This window comes from Acinetobacter sp. ACNIH2, from assembly GCF_002934965.1.
GTDB classification, from domain to species: domain Bacteria; phylum Pseudomonadota; class Gammaproteobacteria; order Pseudomonadales; family Moraxellaceae; genus Acinetobacter; species Acinetobacter tandoii.
In genome coordinates this window covers 598,655-620,029 of sequence record NZ_CP026412.1, presented here as the reverse complement: position 1 = coordinate 620,029, position 21,375 = coordinate 598,655, and the positions used below count along the sequence as shown (strand labels likewise).

Genomic DNA, 21,375 nt, shown 5'->3' with positions numbered 1-21,375 from the left:
AAATAGCAGATTAACCTTCACAGAACTTCATAAAGGCTTTTAAACCAGGCCCTTGATACTTTTGGCGATGTACTAACATGAATAATGGTCGTGAGAGTTGCCAGAATGGTGTATTCAGTACCACTAAGTGTCCTTTTTCTTGTAAAGGTTCAATCGCGAGTTTAGAAATACAGGACATGCCCAAACCACCCGCAACAATTTTAAGAATCGCTTCGTTATGCCCAAGGGTCAGGCGGATATTGGCATCAGGCAAATCTTGTAAAATGGCATTGTCAAACACTTCACGAGTACCCGAACCTTCTTCGCGGAGAATCCATTCGACATTGTCAAAGTCAGCAGGACTGAGTTCACGATTCAAGCGTGCCAAGGGATGATTAGGGGCACAACAGACCGCCAGTTCATCATCCCGCCAATGGATACATTGGAGTTGAGGTAAGTGGCATGAACCTTCAATCAAAGCCAGATCTAACTGAAATTGGTTGACTGCCTCAATCATTTGGCGCGTATTACCCACCTGAAGTTGTAAATGTGCTTGTGGTTGAATTTGTAAAAAATCTGCCATTAAATCAGGCATTAAGTAATCACTGATGGTTAAGGTTGCCCCTAAACGCAAATCGATACTTTGTAATTCACCTTTTGCCGCTTGTTCAAAGGCTTCACAGCGTCCTAAAATTTCAAGGGCTTGTGGCAATAAGAAACGACCTAGATCATTCAATTGCAGACGCTTACCCAAACGGTCAAACAGAGGAGCCCCTAAGCCGTCTTCCAGATCTGCCAGTGCCATACTTGCAGCACTTTGAGTCAACTTCACCGCGTCGCTGGCTTTGGTGACGGTGCCTTCCTGAGCGACTGCTACAAAAACAGCCAATTGGCGTAAAGTCATGCGCATGAATGTAGCCTTAACATTTAAAAAATATTAATAAATTATATTGTCATGCTAACATGAGCGCAGTCTTTGATGCCACGTCGAAATCATGTCAATTGAAAAATTTAGCGTAGAAAAGGTTTTATCTGTTCAGCGTTGGACCAATACTTTATTTAGTTTCACCATGACACGTCCTGCACATTTTAAGTTTACCGCAGGTCAATTTGCCCGTATTGGCTTAAAAGTTGGCGATGAATTGGTTGTTCGAGCCTATTCAATTGTGTCTTCACCGTTTGATGAAACCTTAGAATTCTTTTCAATTGTAGTACCTGATGGGGCATTTACCTCCAACTTGCAACACTTACAAGTGGGCGATGAACTGTATTTAGAAAAAATCCCTTATGGATTTTTAACACTTACCCGTTATCAGTTGCCATTACCTCAGGATTTATGGCTATTGGCAACAGGCACAGGCTTAGCACCTTTTGTTTCCATGCTGCAAGACTTTGACACATGGAGCAAATATCAACATATTTATTTGATCTATAGTGTTCGTACTGCTTCCGAATTGGCTTATGTTGAGCGTATTCAAGAGATTGCGCAGACTTTTGGTGAAGGGCATACAGGTTTTAAATTTGTGCCGATTGTGACCCGTGATCCGCAAGCCGTATTGCATGATCGTTTGCCAATATTGATCGAGAATGGTGCACTTGAACAAGCTGTTGGCTACCAACTGAATCCTGCAACAAGTCATGTGATGTTGTGTGGTAATCCGCAAATGGTAGAAGATACCAAAGAGGCGTTGAAAGCTCGTGGCTTAACAATGAATCGCCGTGGTGAGGGCAATATCGCGGTAGAAAATTATTGGTAAACCCCAATTTCATTGGTTATCAGCATTTTGAATGAACATTAAAAATCCTCCATTTAGGAGGATTTTTTGTCACTAAAACTTAGTGCACGAACATATCCATGAAATCGCGAATTTCATAAATGGCACTGTCTAAATCTGTGCTGAGCCATGTTGGTTCAAAAAAGCCTGCATAATATTCCAGACGATCTTGTGGCACCACTAAACGGACAGGGCATTCTTCTTCCACTAAACGCCAAGGCAAAATTGGCACTTCATTATCTAAAAATGCCGCTATATTGCGAATGTCCACAATCATGGCATTCACGCATTCTGGAAAAGGCATGACTGAAAATTCTTCAGTACGACGACGGAAATATTCTAAATCACCCCATTTCAGCACATAGCTTGGCTTGGTAAATTCAATAATACCAATCAGATGCTGATCACGTGTGTAGTGTAGTGAACATTGATGTGTGACGTCGGTGTCAAGATCAAGTGTGACACTTTGTTGACTATACGCCATAAAGATTAGGAGCATTTAAAATGAGGTGCATAATTATACTCTAGTTTCGCAGTATTGCGGCAAATGGTTACATATTCTTTGACGTGCGCTGAGCTGTAACAATATCCCCCATCAAGCAAAAACGTTTATGTTCTTAAAGCAGACCATCTGCTTTTTTATAAATACAAATCAATTTGAACAAAAAGTTAAAATTGGTATGGCTTATGCATTGTTCTTTAGCATCAAGCAAATGCGAGGTGCCTATGTCAAATGTCAAAAGTATAGTTGCTGACACTCATTCAGATCATCATTCCAATACAGAATATTTTGCTCAACGCAAACTCAAGCAAGGCGCTGTCGGATGGCTATTACTGATTGGGTTAGGCGTTGCGTATGTTATTTCTGGGGACTTTGCAGGCTGGAATTTTGGCTTGGCACAAGGTGGATGGGGTGGCATGTTTATTGCCACGATTGTGGTTGCCATCATGTATTTATGTATGTGTTTAGCCATGTCAGAAATGTCGACCATGCTGCCTACGGCGGGAGGAGGTTACAGCTTTGGGCGGACTGCCTTTGGACCTTTGGGGGGCTATTTAACGGGAACCGCAATCCTGATTGAATATGCGATTGCTCCTGCTGCAATTGCTGTGTTTATTGGCGCCTATTGTGAATCTTTATTTGGGATTGGTGGCTGGTTCGTTTATTTACTTTGTTATCTGTTTTTTATGGGCATTCACCTTAAAGGTGCGGGAGAAGCCTTAAAAATTATTTTCGTTATTACCGCCGTGGCTGCCGTAGCATTACTGGTTTTTATTGTGGCGATGTTGCCACACTTTGACAGTCAGAATTTACTCAATATTCCTGTCAAAACTGATGCAGTTGGGGCTAGTGCATTTTTGCCTTTGGGCTATTTAGGCATTTGGGCGGCTGTGCCTTATGCCATCTGGTTTTTCTTGGCGGTGGAAGGTGTGCCTTTGGCGGCAGAAGAAGCCAAGGAGCCACATAAATCTTTACCACGTGGTTTGATCGGTTCAATGCTGATTTTAGCTGTGTTTGCCTTAGCCATTTTATTTTTGGGTGCGGGTGCCGCAGGCGCTGATACCTTAAAAGAGTCTGGTGCACCATTGGTAGATGCGTTAAAAGTGGTCTATGGCGAAAATACTTGGTTAGCAGGTTTTGTTAATTTTGTGGGGTTAGCAGGCTTAATTGCGAGCTTCTTCTCGATTATTTATGCTTATTCACGCCAGATTTTTGCCCTGTCTCGCGCGGGTTATTTACCTAAGAAACTTTCATTAACAAATAAAAACCATGCACCACATTTAGCCATCATTATTCCTGGAGTGATTGGGTTTATGCTGTCTTTATCAGGTGAAGGTGATCTACTGATTTTGATGGCAGTTTTTGGGGCCACCATTTCTTATGTACTGATGATGATGGCTTATATTAAATTGAAAATTGCTAAACCGCATATGCCTCGTCCCTACAAAGCCCCTGGTGGTATTGTCACCGCTTCGATTGCCTTAGTTTTAGCAGCAATAGCAACGGTTGCAGGCTTTGTGGTCGATCCAAAAGTGTGGTTTATGGCGGCCGCAATTTACACGGTTTTTATCCTGTATTTCTTAATTTATAGCCGTCATCATTTGGTCGCAGGCACTCCAGAAGAAGAATTTGCCAATATTCAGGCAGCAGAACAAGAACTCAATACTTAAGGAGTCTGGGCAGTGATCTATCGGATTGATGTTGCACATCAACATTATGTTTTTTCAGATTTAAAAACACTTATGGCAAAGGCGACGCCTGAACGTTCGGGTGATCAGCTTGCAGGGATTGCGGCACAGAATGCAACCGAGCGTGTAGCGGCACAAATGTGTTTGGCAGATGTACCACTCAAACAGTTTCTGAATGAAGCGCTGATTCCTTATGAACAGGATGAAGTGACCCGACTGATTATGGATGAACATGAGGCTGAAGCATTCTATCCGATTTCGCATTTTACAGTAGGTGACTTGCGAAATTGGTTATTGAGTGCCGATGCTACTACGGAAAAATTGACTGCACTACAGATGGGTTTAACGCCAGAAATGGTGGCTGCTGTAAGTAAAATTATGCGCAATCAGGATTTGATTTTAGTCGCAAAAAAATGCCGTGTGATTACCCAGTTTCGCAATACTATCGGTTTAGAAGGGCATTTGTCGACACGCTTACAACCCAATCATCCCACCGATGATGTTTTAGGGATTTCTGCTAGTATTTTGGATGGTTTGATGTACGGCAATGGTGATGCGGTGATTGGGATAAACCCTGCAACTGATAACCTGCAAAACCTGTCAGAACTATTAAAGCTGCTAGATTACATTATACAAGAATATGATATTCCGACGCAGTCTTGTGTGCTGACGCATGTAAGCTCAGGTATTCAACTGGCGAATAAAAAAGTTCCAATAGATTTGATGTTTCAGTCGATTGCAGGAACAGAGCAAGCCAATAGCGCCTTTGGGATTAATTTAGCTTTACTCCAAGAAGGTTATGAGGCTGCACTCAGCTTAAAGCGAGGAACCGTAGGACAAAATGTGATGTATTTTGAAACAGGTCAGGGCAGCGCGCTTTCCAGTCAAACCCATCATGGGGTAGATCAACAAACCATAGAAACCCGAGCTTATGCAGTGGCACGTAAATATAATCCTTTTTTGGTCAATACCGTGGTTGGCTTTATTGGCCCTGAATATTTATATAATGGTAAACAGATTATACGTGCGGGCTTAGAAGACCACTTCTGCGGAAAATTGCTTGGTGTCCCGATGGGCTGCGATATTTGCTACACCAACCATGCCGATGCAGATCAGGATGATATGGATATTCTGCTCACATTATTAGCCAATGCAGGTATTAACTTTATTATGGGCATTCCAGGTTCAGATGATGTGATGTTGAATTATCAAACCACATCGTTTCATGATGCTTTATACATTCGTCAGCTTTTAGGACTTGCGCCAGCACCTGAATTTAATAATTGGCTTGAACAGCAAGGCATTTTAAAACAGCAAAGTTCAAGACTGGAATGGCCTCAGCACATGCCTGAAAGATTTTCACGCTTGCTGATGTCTTAGTTTAGGGAGATATGGATGAAGTTACATTATGATGTTCAATATCCACAGCAATTTGAAAAAAATAGTTGGGAACAACTGAAACAGTTTACCGATGCTCGAATTGCCTTGGGGCGTACAGGCGGAAGTCTACCAACTCGTCCACTGTTAGAATTTCAACTGGCTCATGCCCAAGCTAAAGATGCCGTATTAAAACCTCTTGATATTGAATTATTAAGCCAGCAATTTGAACAGCAGACCATTCCTTTTGTGCAAGTTAGTAGTTGTGCAGTCGACAAAGATACCTATTTGAAACGTCCTGATTTGGGGCGAGAACTTTCGGCGACTTCAAGGCAAATGCTTACAGCAATGCAATCAGAACAAAAACAATATGATGTATTAATTGTGGCAGGCGATGGCTTATCTGCACGTGCGATTGAAGATAATGCGGTGAGTTTTATTGCTAAAATGTTAGAGGCGTGTGCCCAACAAGGTTGGAGCATCGCCCCTATTGTTATCGCAACAGGAAGCCGAGTGGCTTTGGGGGATGAAATTGCCCAAATTTTAAATGCGCAAATGTTGGTCATGTTGATTGGAGAGCGCCCAGGCTTGAGTTCTCCAGATAGCATGGGTATTTATTATACGTGGCAAGCTCAAAAAGGCTGTCATGATGCCATGCGTAATTGTATTTCGAATGTGCGTCCAGCAGGCTTAGATGAAGTGACAGCGGTGCAACGCCTTGTTGCCCTCATGTCGAAGTCCAAACAATTACAATTTTCTGGTGTGAATTTAAAAGATGAGCATGAAATGGTCATTGAGCAGGGGCAACCCCAATTGCTACATGGGATTTTTTAAAAAAGCGAGATCCTACTCTACAGAAATGAAAGCTAAGTTATTTTTCTATAGATAATTTACAAGCGCTCACGATCAAATAATGCTTTGTCACACAATCTTATAGTTTTTGTTGTTAGTATAAAAATTCAACAAGGGATGAGTTTTGTGAGGGGAACATGGTACATGATTTCAATAAACCGCCTCATGTCACGAGTGCTGAAGAAATAAGACAAAAAAAACGCTTACCAGTGTACATGCTAATCTTAGTCGGTATCTTTTTCTTGGCACTTGTGGTCTATATGCTTTCAAGCGGAACGCCAAGTTAAGAATGTGCAACGGGGAAAGTCTTTGAAACAATGTGAGAAGACGGGGTTCGATGCAATAATTCGGGGTGGATTTGCTTGAGTTAAACAGACGATTTAACTAAATGATTTTTTATTCGATAAAAGCTCTAGCTCAATAAGCTAGGGCTTTTTTGCTATTTGAATGTGCCCTTTTGTTGTAATTCTGCATATGAGTGTTGATTAAAAAAAATACAAATTCTAAGGTTATTGAGTACCTCCATGTTTTTATGAATACAACAACAATCAAGCTCCTGATGGAGTCGGTTATGAACAGAAATAAGAAGAGGGAATAGACATGAATGAGTTTTTTGAAGGGGGAATGAGACCCCCTGAAATGAATGGAATGTATTACTGGGATCAGTTGCATCCAATTTTGTCTGCTGTTGCTATCTTGCTCATTGGTTGGGTGATTGCTTTAGTGATCGCTGCTGCGGTGAAGAAGGTGTTATCTAAATTAGGCACCAATCAAAAGCTTTCAAGTGCAACGGGACATCGTTCCAATATTGAAAACATCGTGTCTAGAATTGTCTTTTGGATTGTACTGCTGATCGCCGTGATTGGTGCATTGAATGTTTTGAATCTGACTAGCGTCAGTGGTCCATTCAGTAATATGATTCAACAATTCTTATTATTTATTCCTCAACTTTTGGCAGCCACGGCCGTTGCTTTTATTGGCTGGATTTTTGCCAACTTAGTGAAAGTAGGACTGAAAAAATTATTGGATCGAACTCAGCTCGATGAAAAATTGAGTGAAGATGTAGGTGTCAGTCCAATCAGTCAAAATATCAGTGAGATTGTTTACTGGCTGATTCTATTGCTATTTTTACCGGTTGTTCTGTCGATTTTAGGTTTAAATGGTTTGCTGTTCCCAATTCAAAATATGTTAAATGAAGCCATTTCATATTTACCGAATTTATTTATTGCCATTGTGATTGTTTTTGTCGGCTATATTTTGGCAAAAATTGTTCGAGGTATTCTGGAAGGCTTGATACAAAGTTTAGATCTACAAAAACAAGCGCAAAAAATTGGATTGTTTAAGAATTCGAATTTAGCCCATGTATTAGGCTCATTTGTATTTGCCATTATTATTATTACTGCCTTAATTATTGCATTTGAAGCCTTGGGCATTAATTCAATTTCACAACCTGCAACAGCTATGTTGTACGAAATTATGAATGCAATTCCGCAGATTATTGCGGCTGGGTTAATTTTGATTATTGCTTATGTCGTTTCACGTTTTGTGGCAAATTTGGTGGTGGATGTAGTTTCTGGGACTGGAGTGGATGATATTCCTGCCAAACTTGATCTACAGCGCTTTTTAGGCACTACGAAAATTTCATGTGTGTTGGGTTATCTGATTGTATTCTTTACCATGCTATTTGCAGTATCCGAAGCAGCCAATCGCTTGGGTTTAGAGCAAGTTAGTATACTAATTTCCATGTTTATTCAGTTTGGTGCCAATATTCTATTAGGTGCTGTCATTTTAGTGATTGGATTTTGGTTGGCCAATTTGGTGGCAAATGTTGTACAGCGTGGTGAATATCAGAGTTCGCTTTGGTTAGCCAATTTGGTCCGTGTGCTCATTATGGGGTTGGTCGTTGCCATGGGCTTAAGAGCGATGGGAATTGCAGATTCGATTGTAAATCTGGCATTTGGTTTAACTTTGGGTGCTGTCGCTGTGGCATTTGCACTGGCATTTGGCTTGGGAGGTCGTCAACCTGCGGAACGTATTTTGACTGACTTGATTGAGTGTGCGAAAAAGCAGGCGAAAGAACCTAATCCCCAACCGAAAACGTCGACACCAATGGCATCTACACAGGTCAAGCCACAAACCGCTGCAACATCACCTACAGATCAGGTTGTTCCAGATGATCTATTGGTCGACCCTGATCATAAACCGTTGAATAACCCATATGGTTCTACGGGAGAAGCTGAAGAAGATGTCGATATTCAGCCAAAAGATGACCCGAAATAACGTGTTTAATTTTACCAAGATCGATCATGCTTAGGCAGGTCGATCTTGTAAATGAGGAAAAATGATGAAAATTAAAAGACCAAATACGATTATTGCCCCAATCATTATTGCAGGAATTACCTTCGGATTTTTAGTGAGTGCCTATAAATTTATTTTTGCCCAACAATCAACACAAGCGAATGCCACTGAAGAAGAGGATCCCTTAAAACAGGAATCCTAATACTTTATGCTGAAAGAGTCGCATTTTAAATTTGATTGTGCTATTGATAGAAAATGTTCAGTATCATTTAGTATTTAGTTTAATACTGCTGACATATTTCTGAATTAAATTTAGAACTAAAAATAGATAAGGAAGGGAATAACAATGTTTAAATTCTTATTAATCCGTTTAAATGCATTGACTAAAGTTGCGAATACACAAGAGAGTTTAGACCAAATGCAAAAAGCGATTGAGCGTGTGCATACCAATCAACAAGTGCATTTATTGCGTACGGACTATTTAGAGTAACGGTTGATATTTCATCTATCACTTGAAATTTGGGTCAAACAAAAACAGGCAGCAGAAATCATCTGTTGCCTGTTTTTGTTTGAGAAAGATTAAACATATTGCGAAGCAGCATGTGCTGATGACCATGCCCATTGGAAGTTGAATCCTCCCAAATGTCCTGTGACATCGAGTATTTCACCCACAAAATATAAGCCTTTTTGCTTTTTACTTTCCATGGTTTTCGATGAAACTTCAGTGGTATCTACGCCACCTAAAGTCACCTCAGCAGTACGGTAGCCTTCTGTTCCTGATGGTTTGACTTCAAATGCATGTAAGCGCGTTGCAATGTGTTCCAGTTTTTCATCCGACAATTGGCCAATCGCAGTTTCAGCCAGTTCAGGCCAAATGAGGTTTTGTAGTTCAACCACCACGCTTTTCGGGAAATGCTCACCCAGTAAAGTACGCAGTAGGGCTTTAGGTTGACTCTGTTTTTTCGCTTTTAAGTAATCTTGCAAATCTATGCTTGGCAAGAAATCAATTTTGAAGCTTTGCCCAATATCCCAATAATTTGAAAGCTGTAGCGAGCTTGGCCCACTGAGTCCTCGATGGGTAAATAAAAGAGCTTCAGTGAAAGCGTTTAAATCATTCGATAAAGTTGCATCTACAGCGTTGCCACTTAAGCGTGTAGTTACTTCTTTAAAGCTGTCCGAGAAGGTGAAAGGCACTAAACCTGCGCGAGTCGGATAAACATGATGACCAAATTGTTTCGCAATTTCATAACCAATGCCTGACCCTCCCAAGGTTGGAATAGACAAGCCACCCGATGCAACCACGACAGATTCAGCTTCAAAATAACCCAGTGTTGTGGCAATTTGAAAACCTTGTTCATCAAGTGCAGTGATGGCTTTCACTTCACAGTTGGTTTTAATATCGACCAAACCTGTTTTTTCACACTCACTTAATAGCATGGCTAAAATCTCTTTAGCACCATTGAGGGTGAAGAGTTGACCATGTTTACGTTCTTCATATTCAATGCCGTACTCACAAACTAAGCCAATAAAATCCCAATTGGTATAGCGGGTCAGGGCTGAAATTACAAAGTGCGGATTATGTGAAATAAAGTTGCTTGGTTCGACATAGAGGTTGGTAAAGTTACATTTACCACCACCCGACATGAGAATTTTTTTACCGACTTTATTGGCTTTTTCTACCACCACGACTTTACGTCCGCGTTGAGCTGCCATATAGGCTGTCATTAAGCCAGATGCACCAGCACCTAAAACTAAGACATCATATTGATTTGTGGACATGACACACTCACGGGAGAATAAAGCAGGGCATTATAGACCAACTTTTTTGCTTTTTCAGGACTATCTAAAGCGTATTTAAACGACCTTGCAGCCCACCAGAATGAATCACCAAAATGCGATGATCTACTGGAAATGTCCCTTGTTGAATTAAATCGGTTAAGCCCAACAGCATTTTGCCTGTGTAAATCTGTTCCAGTGGAATCTGATAGCGCTGCTCAAAGTCTTGAATAAATTGCAGTAGTTCAGGCGTAGTTTTGGCATAACCGCCACAACAATATTGATCGGTAATTTGCCAATTATGTTTTTGGGTGAGTTGCTGCACTTCTGCTGTAAGAAAATCGCCTTTGAGCGCGGAGAAGCCCAAAATTTGCTGTTGTGAAGTACTAGCTTCAATGAGGCCTGCAATGGTGCCACCAGTACCGACTGCACAACAAATCAGGTCGTAATTTTGTCGATCTTCATCAGAGAGAATTTCTGTACAGCCCTGAATGGCAAGCGGATTCGTTCCCCCTTCCGGAATCACATAATAGTCAGGGTAATCTTGTTGTAACTGTGCTAAGTAGGCTGAGCTTTGCTTTTGTCGATAGGTTTCTCGCGTTACAAACTGCAACTGCATACCAAATTGTTGCGCCGTATGTAGAGTTGGGTTTAAGGGTTTACTGACTAGCTCTTGACCTCGAATAATGCCTAGACTTTCAAATCCAAATAACTGTGTTGCATAGGCCGTCGCAGCAATATGATTGGAATAAGCCCCACCAAAGGTCAGCAGTTTTTTATAGCCTTGTTGCTGTGCCGCTAACAGGTTGTATTTGAGTTTAAAAAATTTATTGCCTGAAATATGTGGATGAACCAAGTCCAAACGTTTGATGCTAATTTCAAATCCTTCGACAGTAATTTGCTGATAGGGAATGGTTTGGGCAATTTGGTCAAACATAGAATTTTTATCAACTTGGCTCAGAGCATAGTGTAAATGAAAATGAATTTTTTCTGCACAAGATTAACGTTGTGCAGAGTGGGTATCGACTGAACTAATCACGGACATGCCAGGACGTAAGTTTTCTATGCCCGTTTGATTCGGGTCAATCGCAATACGTACTGCAATGCGTTGAACCACTTTAGTAAAGTTGCCCGTAGCATTATCGGCTTTAAGCACACTGAACTCTGAGCCAGCCGCAGGGGAAATTTGCTCGACATGACCTGTAAATTTTTGATGATTTAAGGCATCCACCGTAAACCATGCTTTTTGCCCAATTTTCATGTTGGCAATTTGAGTCTCTTTAAAGTTGGCGGTGACCCAAGTTTGTTGTGGAATCAGATAGAGCAACTGTGTCCCTGCTGCCACATATTGTCCCACGCGTGGATTGACTTCACCCAATTGTCCATCCATAGGAGCGATAATACTGCTGTAATTTTTGGTGGTTTTGGCTTGATCCAGTTGCGCAACGGCATTGGTTACTTGCGCTTTGAGTCCAGTTTCAGCCACTTGTGCGGTTTTTAACGCTTCTTGAGCAACCAGTACATTGGCTTGTGCCTGTTGTAATAGGGCTAAGTTATTTTGCGTATCTGCAACGGCTTTGTCTTGTTCTGATTTAGATGCTGCACCAGAGTCCCCCAACTGTTGATAACGCTGCTGTTGTGCCAATGATAGTTGGTAGGCTGCTCGCCCTTGTTCGACTTTAGCTTCTGCCGCGACAATATCGGCTTTACGCTGAGCTATACTTTGCGTTTGATTCGATAGGTTGTTTTTAGCTTGATCTACTCCAGCTTCCGCCTGCGTCACTTTTTGGTCATAGGTGGTGGCATCAATATGCATCAACACCTGTCCTTTTTTGACGTGATCAAAATCACTGACCAAGACATCTTTGACATAGCCATTAATTTGCGAAGAAAGTACTGTGGTTTTGCCTTTGATGTAGCTGTTGTCAGTGGATTCAACTGTACTATCAAAAGGTCCAATTTTCCACGCCCACAAGATGATGCCAATACCGATGATCAGTACTAAAAACATCAAAATCAAGGTACGTTTCGCTGTTGGAATCAGTTTACTGGATGGCGGCGTAGTGGGTGCTGTCGCCGTTGGCTGTTCAGCCTCAGGCGTATTTTCAGAAGTTACATTTTTTTCAGCGGGAGCTACTGGTTTTTGATCATCAGACATAACAATTTCTCAAATAAATAGGGAGTGGTGGCATTAGGTTTGACCGATTTTCGCTTGTTGCCGCAGTTGGTATTGATTCCGTGCAATCAGGAATGTCCCCCATAACAACAGCAGCATGGCGACAACGCCATTGAAGCTAATCACATCGTTATAGGCTCGTACTTGGGCCTCTCGAGTCACCACTTGATTTAAGTTTTTTAAGGCTTGTTGTTGTTCTAATTGCTGATCGAGCGTGTAACGTTGTGAGCTTTGCTGATAGGTTAAAATTCGTTGAGCAATTAAAGGGTTGGTTTCTGGGAGCTGCTGAATGATTTCGGCACGGTAGTTTTGGGTTCGAACCTGTTGATAGGTGGAATAAAAGGATGAACCGACTAAGCCACCAAAAGTTTGGGTTGCTGAAAAAAGTACAATAAACGTGACAATATGGGTGGGGCCTTTTTGCATGGCACTTAAAATTCCTGTAACCAGCAATGGGCCAATAAATACGCCACTGGCAAGGCCGACCAAAAATTGGCTGCAATAAAAGTTGGAAGGACGAACATCGCTAGTGAGATGGAAATCCAGTCCGCAAGCAACCAATACCAAAGCTTCAGCTAACAGTAGGTGCCAAATAATCCGTTCACGTGAAAAGGTGATCGCACTAAATAAGGTTCCAGACACAATGCCTAAAAAGATCACCACATAGAGCGGAACAAATTGATCGGGTCCCATGCCCATGGTTTTGAGAAAACTTACCGCAGCATAACTTTGCTCCGACATTAAGAAGCGAATTGCAAAGGCACCAATGATAAAACGTACCGTGGATGATGTACCCAGCCAACGGGTCATAATCAGTGGATTGACTCGATAATGTTCATAGACCAAACCAATCACAATCAGGCTGAACCCAGCAATTAACAGGTAAGCCAGCCATTTCACATCAAACCACCACAAGATTGGTCCTTGGGTTAACACGATACACAAAAAGGCAAAACCGGGTGCAAGCAGAGCAAAGGTGAAAAAGTCCTGCTTTTCAAAAACAGCTACTCTTAAACTGCGAGGTAATTTAAGAGACACCACCATTGCGAAACAGCATAGGGCTAAACCAATTTCAAAGGTGTATAGGACATTCCAGTTATTCACATCAATAAGGTATGGAGAAATAATCCATGCCAAGGGAATGCCGAGCTGTTGAAAGCCTAAAGCCAAATAGATACTGCGACCAAAATCCTCTCGCTTAAAGGCTTGCATAATGTAATACATACCTAAAGAGCTGAGAGGTGCTGCAACCATGCCGCTAATAAAACGTACCAACACTGCCATTTCAAAGGTATGCACAAAGACGTGTAAAACCAAAACCACAATAAAAATGAGTAGGCCAATTTCAGAAAAGAGACGTAAACCATATTGTTGGCGGGCTTTAAACAAAATCAGGTTAGAACTGACGTTTGCCATGACATAAGCAGCAGGAATCCAAGCCACTTCAGAAGGAGTGAGTCCATATTCACCCTGAATTAAGGGCAAATTCGCGGTAATAAAACCATTACTCAGACTCGCAGACAGTGCGATAAACAAGCCGATACAAAAATATAGAATACGTTTGGTATTGGAGTGAGCAATGACAGCTGGGGAACCAGGTAGGGTTGGCTTTTCTTCGGGCGTCCAGTTTGGCGCAGGTTCGAGGAGGCGTGGGGGCTGTGTCATGATTGGAGCCCTTTATGATCGAATACCATTGAGGAGTAGCTCAATCGCACGTTGCGCAAGTTGTTGTTGCTCTTTATCAGTCAGTCCTTGAAATGAAGTCCTTAAAATAGCCGTAATCATGGCGTAATCTTTTGTGGTCAAATCGGGGCGACACACGCCGTGGCGAATGGCTTGATCAATCAAAGGCTGCAAAATTGCATCGCGACGTGCGTAAATATCGACCATGATAGGATCATTACGATCAATCACCCGCCAATATTCCATCAGTGCAGTTAAATAAGGTAAGTTGTAGACATGGTTTTCAATTAAACGGATAAAGCCATCTTCATACTGAGAAAATGCTTCAGCACGGAGTGCAAGCCGTTCCAAAGCTTGTTCCATAAGTGCAATCACCAACGCACGACGGTCTTCAAAATTACGATAAAAAGTTGCTCGTCCGACGTTGGCTGCATCAATGACCATTTGCAGCGGTGCATTTATCCCATGAGTGCGAAAAACCTGAACTGCGGCTTCGAGTAATTCTTCACGGTTTTGTGCAGCACGCTGTTGACGACTGGTCATGGTGATTATTTCATTTGATTTGGGAGTACTATTATTTAACGGACAAAAATGTCCGTTGTAAATATTCAGTCCTGTAAGATTTTGTAAATGACTTTATAGGCGTCTAATTTAATTTACTTACATTATTGTTTTTACTATAAATAATTAATGTTTTTAAAAGAAATAAAATGTCCTAAAACTGCTCATATTGAAGGATAAAAGTTGTAACAAAGTTAATAGGATTGGAAAAATAAAAGTGCTATGCTGAATAAACAATAAGAAAGAAAAAAAGGGGATGTGATGAACAAAATATCCTTGATACTGATCTGTATTATGGCAGGGTTGCTCACAGCTTGTGATGCAAAGGATGATCTGAATAAACCTCAAACGATGGTTAGAACCATGGTCATTGGGGGCGTGCCTGTAGCTGATCATGATTATAAGTCGATGGCTCGTGATCAAACATCCCACGTCGATCATTCACAACCTTAGTATTTTTCATTCTGGACGAATTTGACTTGATTTTAGTTGCCAATACGAAGGCAAAAATTGGACTGATTCAAAACAGATTAAATAAAAAAGAGCATCTGAATGATGCTCTTTTTTTTTAATTCAAGTCATTAGTGGAAAACTGCTTCTAAAGCCTTTAATCCAACTTTAGGATCGAGTAAACCATTATAAATCTCTGGGATTTTACGTTCGACCCCAAAGAATTCATAGATGGCAAGCATTGCTCCACGAACTGAATATTCGACGGTAAAGACCACATCATCTTCAATTTCTACAAATTGCCCCAAGAATGCGAAATTCTGTGATCCTTTTGGAATCACGAAAGGACGATCTCCAGATTTACGGCAAGCAAATAGGGCTGACGCATACGGCATCATGACTGTTGTGACCTCAGTGTTAGAAAGTACGTGCTCTAAGATGTCCTCGAAACCTAATTGATGAATTAATTCAGTCAAAATTTCTTTGCCTGTACATGCGCTCATAGGTTTAGCGATGTAGTCACCTTGATGATCTATTTGGAAACCATAACCCCATAAGGTAAAAGTTCCTTGTGGCAAATTGGCAAAGTGGGGCTGTGCGGGAACCACAATCGACAAATGCCACCCTGATTCAAACCATGTCATTAACGCACCTGTACCAGGTTGATTGCCCGTATAGTCAACAATCCGTTTCAGGAGTACATCATCTTTCATGGTTAGTGTGAACGACTCCCACTTATGTTCATCCACATTGCCATAAAAACTCATAGGACGGCCAAAATCAGGTGCTTTTTTAGAAAGCGTTTCCCATAAACTCCAACCGTGATCTTGGCGATCTCGAATTAATGCGGGAACATCATCGTTACTGCCATAACGTGAGTCGGCAGTGATTGAACCTAAGGTAAAAATGGCAAGATCATGTTGCTTTAGCTCTATTTCTTCTTTGCCTTCAGGTAATGTGACATAAAGTTTGGTCGCACGACGCTCTTGTGTGGTTTCATCAGTATGAAAATCTGCATCGGTGACATAATTACCAAAGCGCACATCAACGCCTTGCTCAACTAACCAACGCTGTAACGGCAGAATCATCGAATCATATTGATTATATTTGGTTCTTTTTACCCCAGCCAAAGTATGAATGCGAGGCAGTTCTTGAATAAAGCGTAAGAAGTAACGTCTTAATTCAGCCGCGCTATGCCATTTTTGAAAGGCAAAAGTGGTTCGCCACATGCGCCAAAAATTACTTTGAAAAAAAGATTCATCAAAAAACTCATCAATACGGCGGCTGCCAATTTTTTCTTCTTTTGATGCTAATAAGCGTAGCATTTGAGCTCGATGCAAATTACTTAAACCTAATTTTTCCGCATCTAAAATATTATGCTTGGCGTCAATTAATCGTGCATTTGCGTGGGTTTTCACTTGCTCATTAAACTCACGACATTCTTCACGTACAGAAATGTCTGGGTTTTCTAAAGAGGGAATACTCGAAAATAAATCCCATAAACATAAATAGGTTTCATCAGTCAGCATCCGTCCACCACGTGTAACCCATGCATGTGCAGCTTCAGGAGTTTGACCACCATCCATCGAGCCACCCGAAAGGTTTAATTCTTCTAGTATATGAATGTTTTGGGCAGGGACTTGTGCATCACGAATGGCAAAGGCTGCTGCGGCCATACCTGCAATGCCACCCCCCACGATCCAGAGATGTGTGTGTTTAGCGTCGAATGTTTTTTTATTCGGCATGATCAACCCTCTTGTGTCATTTTTATCAGAAAGTAAAATAAAACCATATTTTTAGTATGTGATTGTTGGGGTAAGAATACTAGGAAAGAAATGTGAAAATTTAATGTGAAATTTTGATTAAAAAAATGGTTTTATGGAGAAAAAAGTAATTAAGTTAAAATGTAAAATTTCTGTGTTATAATTTTAAGTATATGATAATAAATATTATATTGAATAATTACTCTAATTGAGTTCATTGTTTTGGCATTAATAAATACTTTACATGTGTATTTAAATAACAATATTAAAGGGAATAGAGTCGCTTGGGATAATAGGATTTAAAGTGTTTTTTATTTCGCTAAACACATTTTTTGATAGGTTTTGGTGCAAATTTTGTCTAAAATAATGCACCCATTTTTATCCCAATGCATCGAGGTGCGCTTTGGAATCGCTCATTATATTAGGTTCAATTACCTTAGCTTTAATGTTAGGCGCAATTAGCCCTGGGCCGACCTTTATTTATGTGGCGAAAAACTCAATTGCGATTTCGCGTAAACACGGTTTGTTTACTGCATTGGGTACAGGAACAGGTGCAGCGTTGTTCGGTTTATTGGCGGTGATGGGTTTACAAGCCATTCTATTGGCCGTGCCTTCGGCATATCTCGCTTTAAAAATCTGTGGTGGTTTATATTTACTTTGGCTGGCATTTAAAATTATTAAGCATGCTAAGGAGCCAATGGAAACCACGAATGGTGAAACAGCTCCAATGAGCTATAAACAAGCGTACCGATTGGGCTTAATTACACAAATGAGTAACCCAAAAATTGCGATTGTGTTGGCCAGTATTTTCACCGCTTTATTGCCAAAAGATATTCCGACCTATTTTTATGTCGTATTACCGATGTTGTGTTTCTTTATTGATGCAGGTTGGTATTCATTGGTGGCAGTTGCTTTGTCAGCAGAAGGTCCACGGAAAGTTTATTTAAAATCGAAAGCGATTTTTGACCGTGTAGCAGGTGGGGTTATGACTTTACTTGGGTTAAAACTTATTTTTGGAATGAAGTAACAGTTTTACATCGTTGACCCTCTCCTAAACGGAGAGGGTGGTTCAGTTATAGACTAGTCCTTAAAATGCACAGGAATCCACTGATAGCTTTTTCCATCTACTGAATAGATGTGTCCAATTCCTGGGAATGGTAAATGTGGTGCAGCAATGGTTTCCCCATTTTTTGCATATCCAGTAAACTGCTTTAAGCGGGTCGCAACGGCCTGTTTAGGATCAATATCGTATTCAATAGCGGTTTCAGGTTTATCGAATTGCACAGTATGTGAATGCACAATATCACCAATAAATACCACCGTTTCATCTTTCGTTTTTAGCGCATAACTGAAGTGTCCTGGGGTATGTCCAGCAGTATTTATTACATCAAAACCCTGAATCTTATCGCCAAGTTTGTAAGTTTTAAAACGCTGTTTAGCTTGATAAGGGGCTATAGCTTGCTGAATTTTTTCTACAGTTCCTAAGTAGCCTGCTTGTTTCTCTTTCGGTAGTTTTTCGACTTGCTTTGGATTGAGCCAGAAATTGGCTTCATCATTTGATACGTAAACTGTGGCATTGGGGAAGTTGGCAACACCATTTTTGCTGATCCCACAAACATGGTCTGGGTGTAAATGCGTAAGTAAAATCGTATCGACTTGTTCTGGTTTATAGCCAGAAGCCTTTAAGTTGTTTACGACTGAACCTAAATGTGAACCAAAACAGCTCGCAGCTCCGCTATCCACTAAAACCAGTGAATTGCCTGTATTGACTAAAAAGGCATTGATAGAGGTTTGTATGCCTTTAGCTTGGTCGGCATAGTATTTCTTTAAAATATCATGGACTTCTTTTTCAGGCAGATTCTTAAAAAGAGTCGGTGACATAAAGTTTGTACCATCAAGAAGAGCAGTGATTTGCACATCACCCGCTTGATATTGGTAATAACCAGCGATTTGTTTTTGCTGTTGAATTGGAGCGGGTGGAGAAGTGGCAAATGCAGCATGACTAATCACACTTGCGCAGATGAAAGTTGCAGCAATATATTTATTCATTGGGATTCATATATAAAATTATAAAGTCCTTTATTTTTAACATGTAAATGATTTCACAGCAATTTAATGACTCTGTTTTAGACATTAGATTTTCAAGTTTAAAGGCGGATGTTTTATTTTGCTATTGAGGGATAAGGGGCAATTTATATTCACATAAAAGTAATACGCATCATGTCCACAGTAAAAGAATACGAATGACGATGCCAATTCAAAGACAATAAGATTAAAAAATAGCAGAATCGTTCAAGACTCAAACAACGCTATGATAAAGAATGTTTTTAAGCATGGATTGTTACTGCGATAGCTCATTAAAGTGTCGATGGACAGATGCAGAATGGTTAAGAAGCGAAAGATTCATTTGAAGGTTCGGTCAGTGAAAGCATAAAGAACTAACTTTATTTGAAATAATGGGTTGACACTATTTTTTCTAATTCACTCAAGTATGAGTCAGCGATATAAAACAGGGATTAAGGGATGACAAGTTTACAAACAATGAAAAGTCTAAAAGATGTCGTATCTGAAACGGAATGGGAAGCACGTTGCCAGCTTGCTGGCTTATACCGTTTAATTGCACATTTCCGTATGACAGATTTAATTGATACACATATCAGTTTGCGTGTACCTGATGAAGATGGTCATTTCCTCATTAATCAATATGGTATTCCATTTGAAAAAATGACGGCTTCGCATTTGGTTAAGATTGATTATAACGGTAATACTGTCGCAGATTATGACCAAGGTAAAATGGTGAATACGGCTGGCTTTGTGATTCATTCAGCCATCCATCATGCACGTAAAGATGTACATTGCGTCATTCATACTCACACAGCAGATGGTATTGCGGTTTCCGCTCAGAAACATGGTTTATTACCACTTTCTCAACATGCCCTAAAATTTTATAACAAAGTGCTCTGTACACGACAAATTTCATAGGGCCCTTGTCCTATCAGGCTTTTTCTTTCTTAAAATTGCTAGCACTTTCTTAAATTCTTCTTTTTTTCCAAAACCAATCAAACGTAGAATAGCCATCTGAACATAGTCCAAACCGTAGCGAAATAAACTTACTGAAAGTCGTCCATGCTTCTTTAGTTTTATCGCTTTTTTTCGATCATGTTGCCATTCACCTGTTAAATAGCACCAACAGAAACCGATCGCTAGCACTGCTATCAATTTCTTGACTCGTCTAGGGTCTGTTAAACGAGTATTTTCAAGATTGAATCCACGTCCTTTGAGACAACTAAATAAGGTTTCGATTTCCCAGCGTAATGCATAATCACCAATAGCAGAAGCATTAAACATAGGAGAAACAACAAGTAAAAGTTCTCCATCTTCTAATCGTAGCGCACTAATATACAGTTTCACTCGACCAACCCAAATACGTCGTTTACGACATTCTGTTTGACCAACTTGAAGATGACGAAATAAATCACTAATTTTATGATTCTTGGCTAAGTGATTGGTCACAATAAAGTTTTTTTAACACGTATACAGAAGTTAATGTCATTTTCAATTAACCATGTAAACCATTTCTCACCGATAAATTCTCTGTCTGCGAACACATTCACAATACGATCTTTACCAAAAATGGAGATAAAGCGTTGAATCAAAGCAATACGCTCTTTTGTATCTGAATTTCCACGTTTATTGAGCAATGTCCAAACAATAGGTATCGCTATTCCACGATAGACGATGGCTAACATCAAGATATTGATATCTCGTTTTCCCCATTTCCAGTTGGTTCTATCCAAAGTTAATTGGACTTTATCGAATGAAAATATATTGAAAATTAACTGAGAAATTTGACGATAATCGAAATACTGATCTGCAAAGAAGCGTTGTATACGTCGATAAAATGATTGTGGTAAGCACGTGATGGGTAAGGCTTTAGATGCAGAAGAAAGATTACATGTCTGTTTTACAATTAATGCCAGCATAATCAGTGTAAAACATTTTACACGTGACTTGTTCCACTTTAGATATTTGTTTAAGATGAGATGTAACTCATTGAAATGTGTCATCATATTCGTCGTCAGAAAACAAGTATTATGCCATTATTTCAATGAGTTGTCTTTTTTTGTCGTGTACAAAGAACAAAGTGAGTTATCACGAATATGAAGGCGTGGCATTGTGTACAGAGGAACGTGAGCGTTTGGTAAGAGATTTGGGGCAAAATCGTGCCATGATTTTACGTAATCATGGATTATTAACCACAGGTGATAGCATTCAGCGTGCTTTCCATGAAATCTATTTTTTAGAGCGTGCGTGTCAGGCACAAATTAAAGCCATGGCAGGTGGAGCAGAGTTACATGTTCCGTCAGAAGCGGTACGTCAACATACTGCACAACAATTTGAGGCGGACATTATTGAGATGGTAATGCTGAAAGCATGGAATGCTGCGCTTTCTCTGATTGAAAATCAGCGTGATGAATACTGTTCCTAAATCATA

At 40.4% G+C, this 21,375-nt stretch carries 19 protein-coding genes and 2 pseudogenes; 11 read left to right on the top strand and 10 right to left on the bottom strand.

Going from position 1 to position 21,375, the window contains the following annotated elements; genetic code table 11:
- Positions 1 to 10 precede the first annotated feature (10 nt).
- Positions 11 to 889, bottom strand: coding sequence for a LysR family transcriptional regulator GigC (gene gigC, locus C3F34_RS02905; protein WP_016166013.1), 879 nt, complete (start codon positions 887 to 889; stop codon positions 11 to 13).
- A gap of 85 nt (positions 890 to 974) precedes the next feature.
- Between gigC and C3F34_RS02900 the strand changes: the two genes are divergently transcribed.
- Positions 975 to 1,736: a ferredoxin--NADP reductase gene (locus C3F34_RS02900; RefSeq protein WP_044740944.1), complete on the top strand. Its 762-nt coding sequence runs from the start codon at positions 975 to 977 to the stop codon at positions 1,734 to 1,736.
- 79 nt (positions 1,737 to 1,815) lie between these two features.
- Here C3F34_RS02900 and C3F34_RS02895 read toward each other — a convergent pair whose 3' ends face one another.
- On the bottom strand, positions 1,816 to 2,238 hold the full coding sequence (locus tag C3F34_RS02895) for a hypothetical protein (protein ID WP_016166011.1): 423 nt from the start codon (positions 2,236 to 2,238) through the stop codon (positions 1,816 to 1,818).
- Between the two features lie 242 nt (positions 2,239 to 2,480).
- On the opposite strand from C3F34_RS02895, the gene eat reads away from it, so the two are divergent.
- The 6 genes from eat (at position 2,481) to C3F34_RS20235 (ending at position 8,961) form a co-directional block, all read left to right on the top strand.
- Positions 2,481 to 3,926 carry an ethanolamine permease gene (gene eat, locus C3F34_RS02890; protein ID WP_104441042.1) on the top strand — a complete coding sequence of 482 codons (1,446 nt, stop codon included), beginning with the start codon at positions 2,481 to 2,483 and terminating at the stop codon, positions 3,924 to 3,926.
- Positions 3,927 to 3,938: 12 nt separating this feature from the next.
- Positions 3,939 to 5,324, top strand: a complete 1,386-nt coding sequence (locus C3F34_RS02885) for an ethanolamine ammonia-lyase subunit EutB (RefSeq protein ID WP_104441041.1) — start codon at positions 3,939 to 3,941, stop codon at positions 5,322 to 5,324.
- Between the two features lie 15 nt (positions 5,325 to 5,339).
- Positions 5,340 to 6,155 (top strand): ethanolamine ammonia-lyase subunit EutC, encoded by an 816-nt coding sequence (gene eutC / locus C3F34_RS02880; protein WP_044740941.1) that lies wholly within the window; start codon positions 5,340 to 5,342, stop codon positions 6,153 to 6,155.
- A gap of 618 nt (positions 6,156 to 6,773) precedes the next feature.
- Complete coding sequence (locus C3F34_RS02875; RefSeq protein WP_104441040.1) at positions 6,774 to 8,453, top strand: mechanosensitive ion channel; 1,680 nt, start codon at positions 6,774 to 6,776, stop codon at positions 8,451 to 8,453.
- Between the two features lie 64 nt (positions 8,454 to 8,517).
- Complete coding sequence (locus tag C3F34_RS20240) at positions 8,518 to 8,673, top strand: hypothetical protein (RefSeq protein WP_016166005.1); 156 nt, start codon at positions 8,518 to 8,520, stop codon at positions 8,671 to 8,673.
- Between the two features lie 144 nt (positions 8,674 to 8,817).
- A complete protein-coding gene (locus C3F34_RS20235; RefSeq protein WP_158654327.1) occupies positions 8,818 to 8,961 on the top strand; it encodes a hypothetical protein in 144 nt (47 codons plus the stop codon).
- An 89-nt stretch (positions 8,962 to 9,050) separates the two neighbouring features.
- On the opposite strand, the gene C3F34_RS02870 is transcribed toward C3F34_RS20235, so the two are convergent.
- The 5 genes from C3F34_RS02870 to C3F34_RS02850 form a co-directional block, all read right to left on the bottom strand.
- Positions 9,051 to 10,250, bottom strand: a complete 1,200-nt coding sequence (locus C3F34_RS02870) for an NAD(P)/FAD-dependent oxidoreductase (RefSeq protein WP_044740939.1) — start codon at positions 10,248 to 10,250, stop codon at positions 9,051 to 9,053.
- Between the two features lie 64 nt (positions 10,251 to 10,314).
- Entirely contained in the window at positions 10,315 to 11,184 is an 870-nt protein-coding gene (locus C3F34_RS02865; RefSeq protein WP_104441039.1) for a 1-aminocyclopropane-1-carboxylate deaminase/D-cysteine desulfhydrase, read from the bottom strand.
- 63 nt (positions 11,185 to 11,247) lie between these two features.
- Positions 11,248 to 12,405 carry an HlyD family secretion protein gene (locus tag C3F34_RS02860; protein WP_044740937.1) on the bottom strand — a complete coding sequence of 386 codons (1,158 nt, stop codon included), beginning with the start codon at positions 12,403 to 12,405 and terminating at the stop codon, positions 11,248 to 11,250.
- Between the two features lie 33 nt (positions 12,406 to 12,438).
- Positions 12,439 to 14,088, bottom strand: a complete 1,650-nt coding sequence (locus C3F34_RS02855; protein ID WP_104441038.1) for an MFS transporter — start codon at positions 14,086 to 14,088, stop codon at positions 12,439 to 12,441.
- 12 nt (positions 14,089 to 14,100) lie between these two features.
- Positions 14,101 to 14,649 carry a TetR/AcrR family transcriptional regulator gene (locus tag C3F34_RS02850; RefSeq protein ID WP_044740935.1) on the bottom strand — a complete coding sequence of 183 codons (549 nt, stop codon included), beginning with the start codon at positions 14,647 to 14,649 and terminating at the stop codon, positions 14,101 to 14,103.
- Positions 14,650 to 14,928: 279 nt separating this feature from the next.
- On the opposite strand from C3F34_RS02850, the gene C3F34_RS02845 reads away from it, so the two are divergent.
- Positions 14,929 to 15,120, top strand: coding sequence for an NF038215 family lipoprotein (locus tag C3F34_RS02845; RefSeq protein ID WP_044740934.1), 192 nt, complete (start codon positions 14,929 to 14,931; stop codon positions 15,118 to 15,120).
- Between the two features lie 128 nt (positions 15,121 to 15,248).
- Here C3F34_RS02845 and C3F34_RS02840 read toward each other — a convergent pair whose 3' ends face one another.
- Entirely contained in the window at positions 15,249 to 16,862 is a 1,614-nt protein-coding gene (locus tag C3F34_RS02840; protein WP_044740933.1) for an oleate hydratase, read from the bottom strand.
- A gap of 463 nt (positions 16,863 to 17,325) precedes the next feature.
- On the opposite strand from C3F34_RS02840, the gene C3F34_RS02835 reads away from it, so the two are divergent.
- Complete coding sequence (locus tag C3F34_RS02835; protein ID WP_171069569.1) at positions 17,326 to 17,907, top strand: LysE family translocator; 582 nt, start codon at positions 17,326 to 17,328, stop codon at positions 17,905 to 17,907.
- 53 nt (positions 17,908 to 17,960) lie between these two features.
- Here C3F34_RS02835 and C3F34_RS02830 read toward each other — a convergent pair whose 3' ends face one another.
- The gene (locus tag C3F34_RS02830) at positions 17,961 to 18,929 is read right to left on the bottom strand and encodes an MBL fold metallo-hydrolase (RefSeq protein WP_104441037.1); all 969 of its coding nucleotides are present in this window, start codon (positions 18,927 to 18,929) and stop codon (positions 17,961 to 17,963) included.
- 474 nt (positions 18,930 to 19,403) lie between these two features.
- On the opposite strand from C3F34_RS02830, the pseudogene C3F34_RS02825 reads away from it, so the two are divergent.
- Positions 19,404 to 19,838 (top strand): annotated as a pseudogene (locus C3F34_RS02825) (class II aldolase/adducin family protein); the annotation flags it as partial.
- 18 nt (positions 19,839 to 19,856) lie between these two features.
- Here C3F34_RS02825 and C3F34_RS02820 read toward each other — a convergent pair.
- Positions 19,857 to 20,947 (bottom strand): IS4 family transposase gene (locus C3F34_RS02820; protein WP_104442269.1). Its coding sequence is split into 2 segments (ribosomal slippage): positions 19,857 to 20,407 and positions 20,407 to 20,947, totalling 1,092 coding nucleotides; the frame shifts between segments, so codons are not numbered across the junction.
- A gap of 71 nt (positions 20,948 to 21,018) precedes the next feature.
- Here C3F34_RS02820 and C3F34_RS02815 point away from each other — a divergent pair.
- Positions 21,019 to 21,369: pseudogene (locus C3F34_RS02815) on the top strand (class II aldolase/adducin family protein); the annotation flags it as partial.
- Positions 21,370 to 21,375 lie beyond the last annotated feature (6 nt).

Bases quoted from the DNA above. Each gene is read 5' to 3' on its own strand.
- C3F34_RS02850 (WP_044740935.1), bottom strand. From the start codon at position 14,649: ATGACCAGTCGTCAACAGCGTGCTGCACAAAACCGTGAAGAATTACTC.
- C3F34_RS02830 (WP_104441037.1), bottom strand. From the start codon at position 18,929: ATGAATAAATATATTGCTGCAACTTTCATCTGCGCAAGTGTGATTAGT.
- C3F34_RS02875 (WP_104441040.1), top strand. From the start codon at position 6,774: ATGAATGAGTTTTTTGAAGGGGGAATGAGACCCCCTGAAATGAATGGA.
- C3F34_RS02835 (WP_171069569.1), top strand. From the start codon at position 17,326: ATGTTAGGCGCAATTAGCCCTGGGCCGACCTTTATTTATGTGGCGAAA.
- gigC (WP_016166013.1), bottom strand. From the start codon at position 889: ATGCGCATGACTTTACGCCAATTGGCTGTTTTTGTAGCAGTCGCTCAG.
- C3F34_RS02865 (WP_104441039.1), bottom strand. From the start codon at position 11,184: ATGTTTGACCAAATTGCCCAAACCATTCCCTATCAGCAAATTACTGTC.
- eutC (WP_044740941.1), top strand. From the start codon at position 5,340: ATGAAGTTACATTATGATGTTCAATATCCACAGCAATTTGAAAAAAAT.
- C3F34_RS02895 (WP_016166011.1), bottom strand. From the start codon at position 2,238: ATGGCGTATAGTCAACAAAGTGTCACACTTGATCTTGACACCGACGTC.
- C3F34_RS02860 (WP_044740937.1), bottom strand. From the start codon at position 12,405: ATGTCTGATGATCAAAAACCAGTAGCTCCCGCTGAAAAAAATGTAACT.
- C3F34_RS02900 (WP_044740944.1), top strand. From the start codon at position 975: ATGTCAATTGAAAAATTTAGCGTAGAAAAGGTTTTATCTGTTCAGCGT.
- eat (WP_104441042.1), top strand. From the start codon at position 2,481: ATGTCAAATGTCAAAAGTATAGTTGCTGACACTCATTCAGATCATCAT.
- C3F34_RS02855 (WP_104441038.1), bottom strand. From the start codon at position 14,088: ATGACACAGCCCCCACGCCTCCTCGAACCTGCGCCAAACTGGACGCCC.
- C3F34_RS02840 (WP_044740933.1), bottom strand. From the start codon at position 16,862: ATGCCGAATAAAAAAACATTCGACGCTAAACACACACATCTCTGGATC.
- C3F34_RS20240 (WP_016166005.1), top strand. From the start codon at position 8,518: ATGAAAATTAAAAGACCAAATACGATTATTGCCCCAATCATTATTGCA.
- C3F34_RS02870 (WP_044740939.1), bottom strand. From the start codon at position 10,250: ATGTCCACAAATCAATATGATGTCTTAGTTTTAGGTGCTGGTGCATCT.
- C3F34_RS02845 (WP_044740934.1), top strand. From the start codon at position 14,929: ATGAACAAAATATCCTTGATACTGATCTGTATTATGGCAGGGTTGCTC.
- C3F34_RS20235 (WP_158654327.1), top strand. From the start codon at position 8,818: ATGTTTAAATTCTTATTAATCCGTTTAAATGCATTGACTAAAGTTGCG.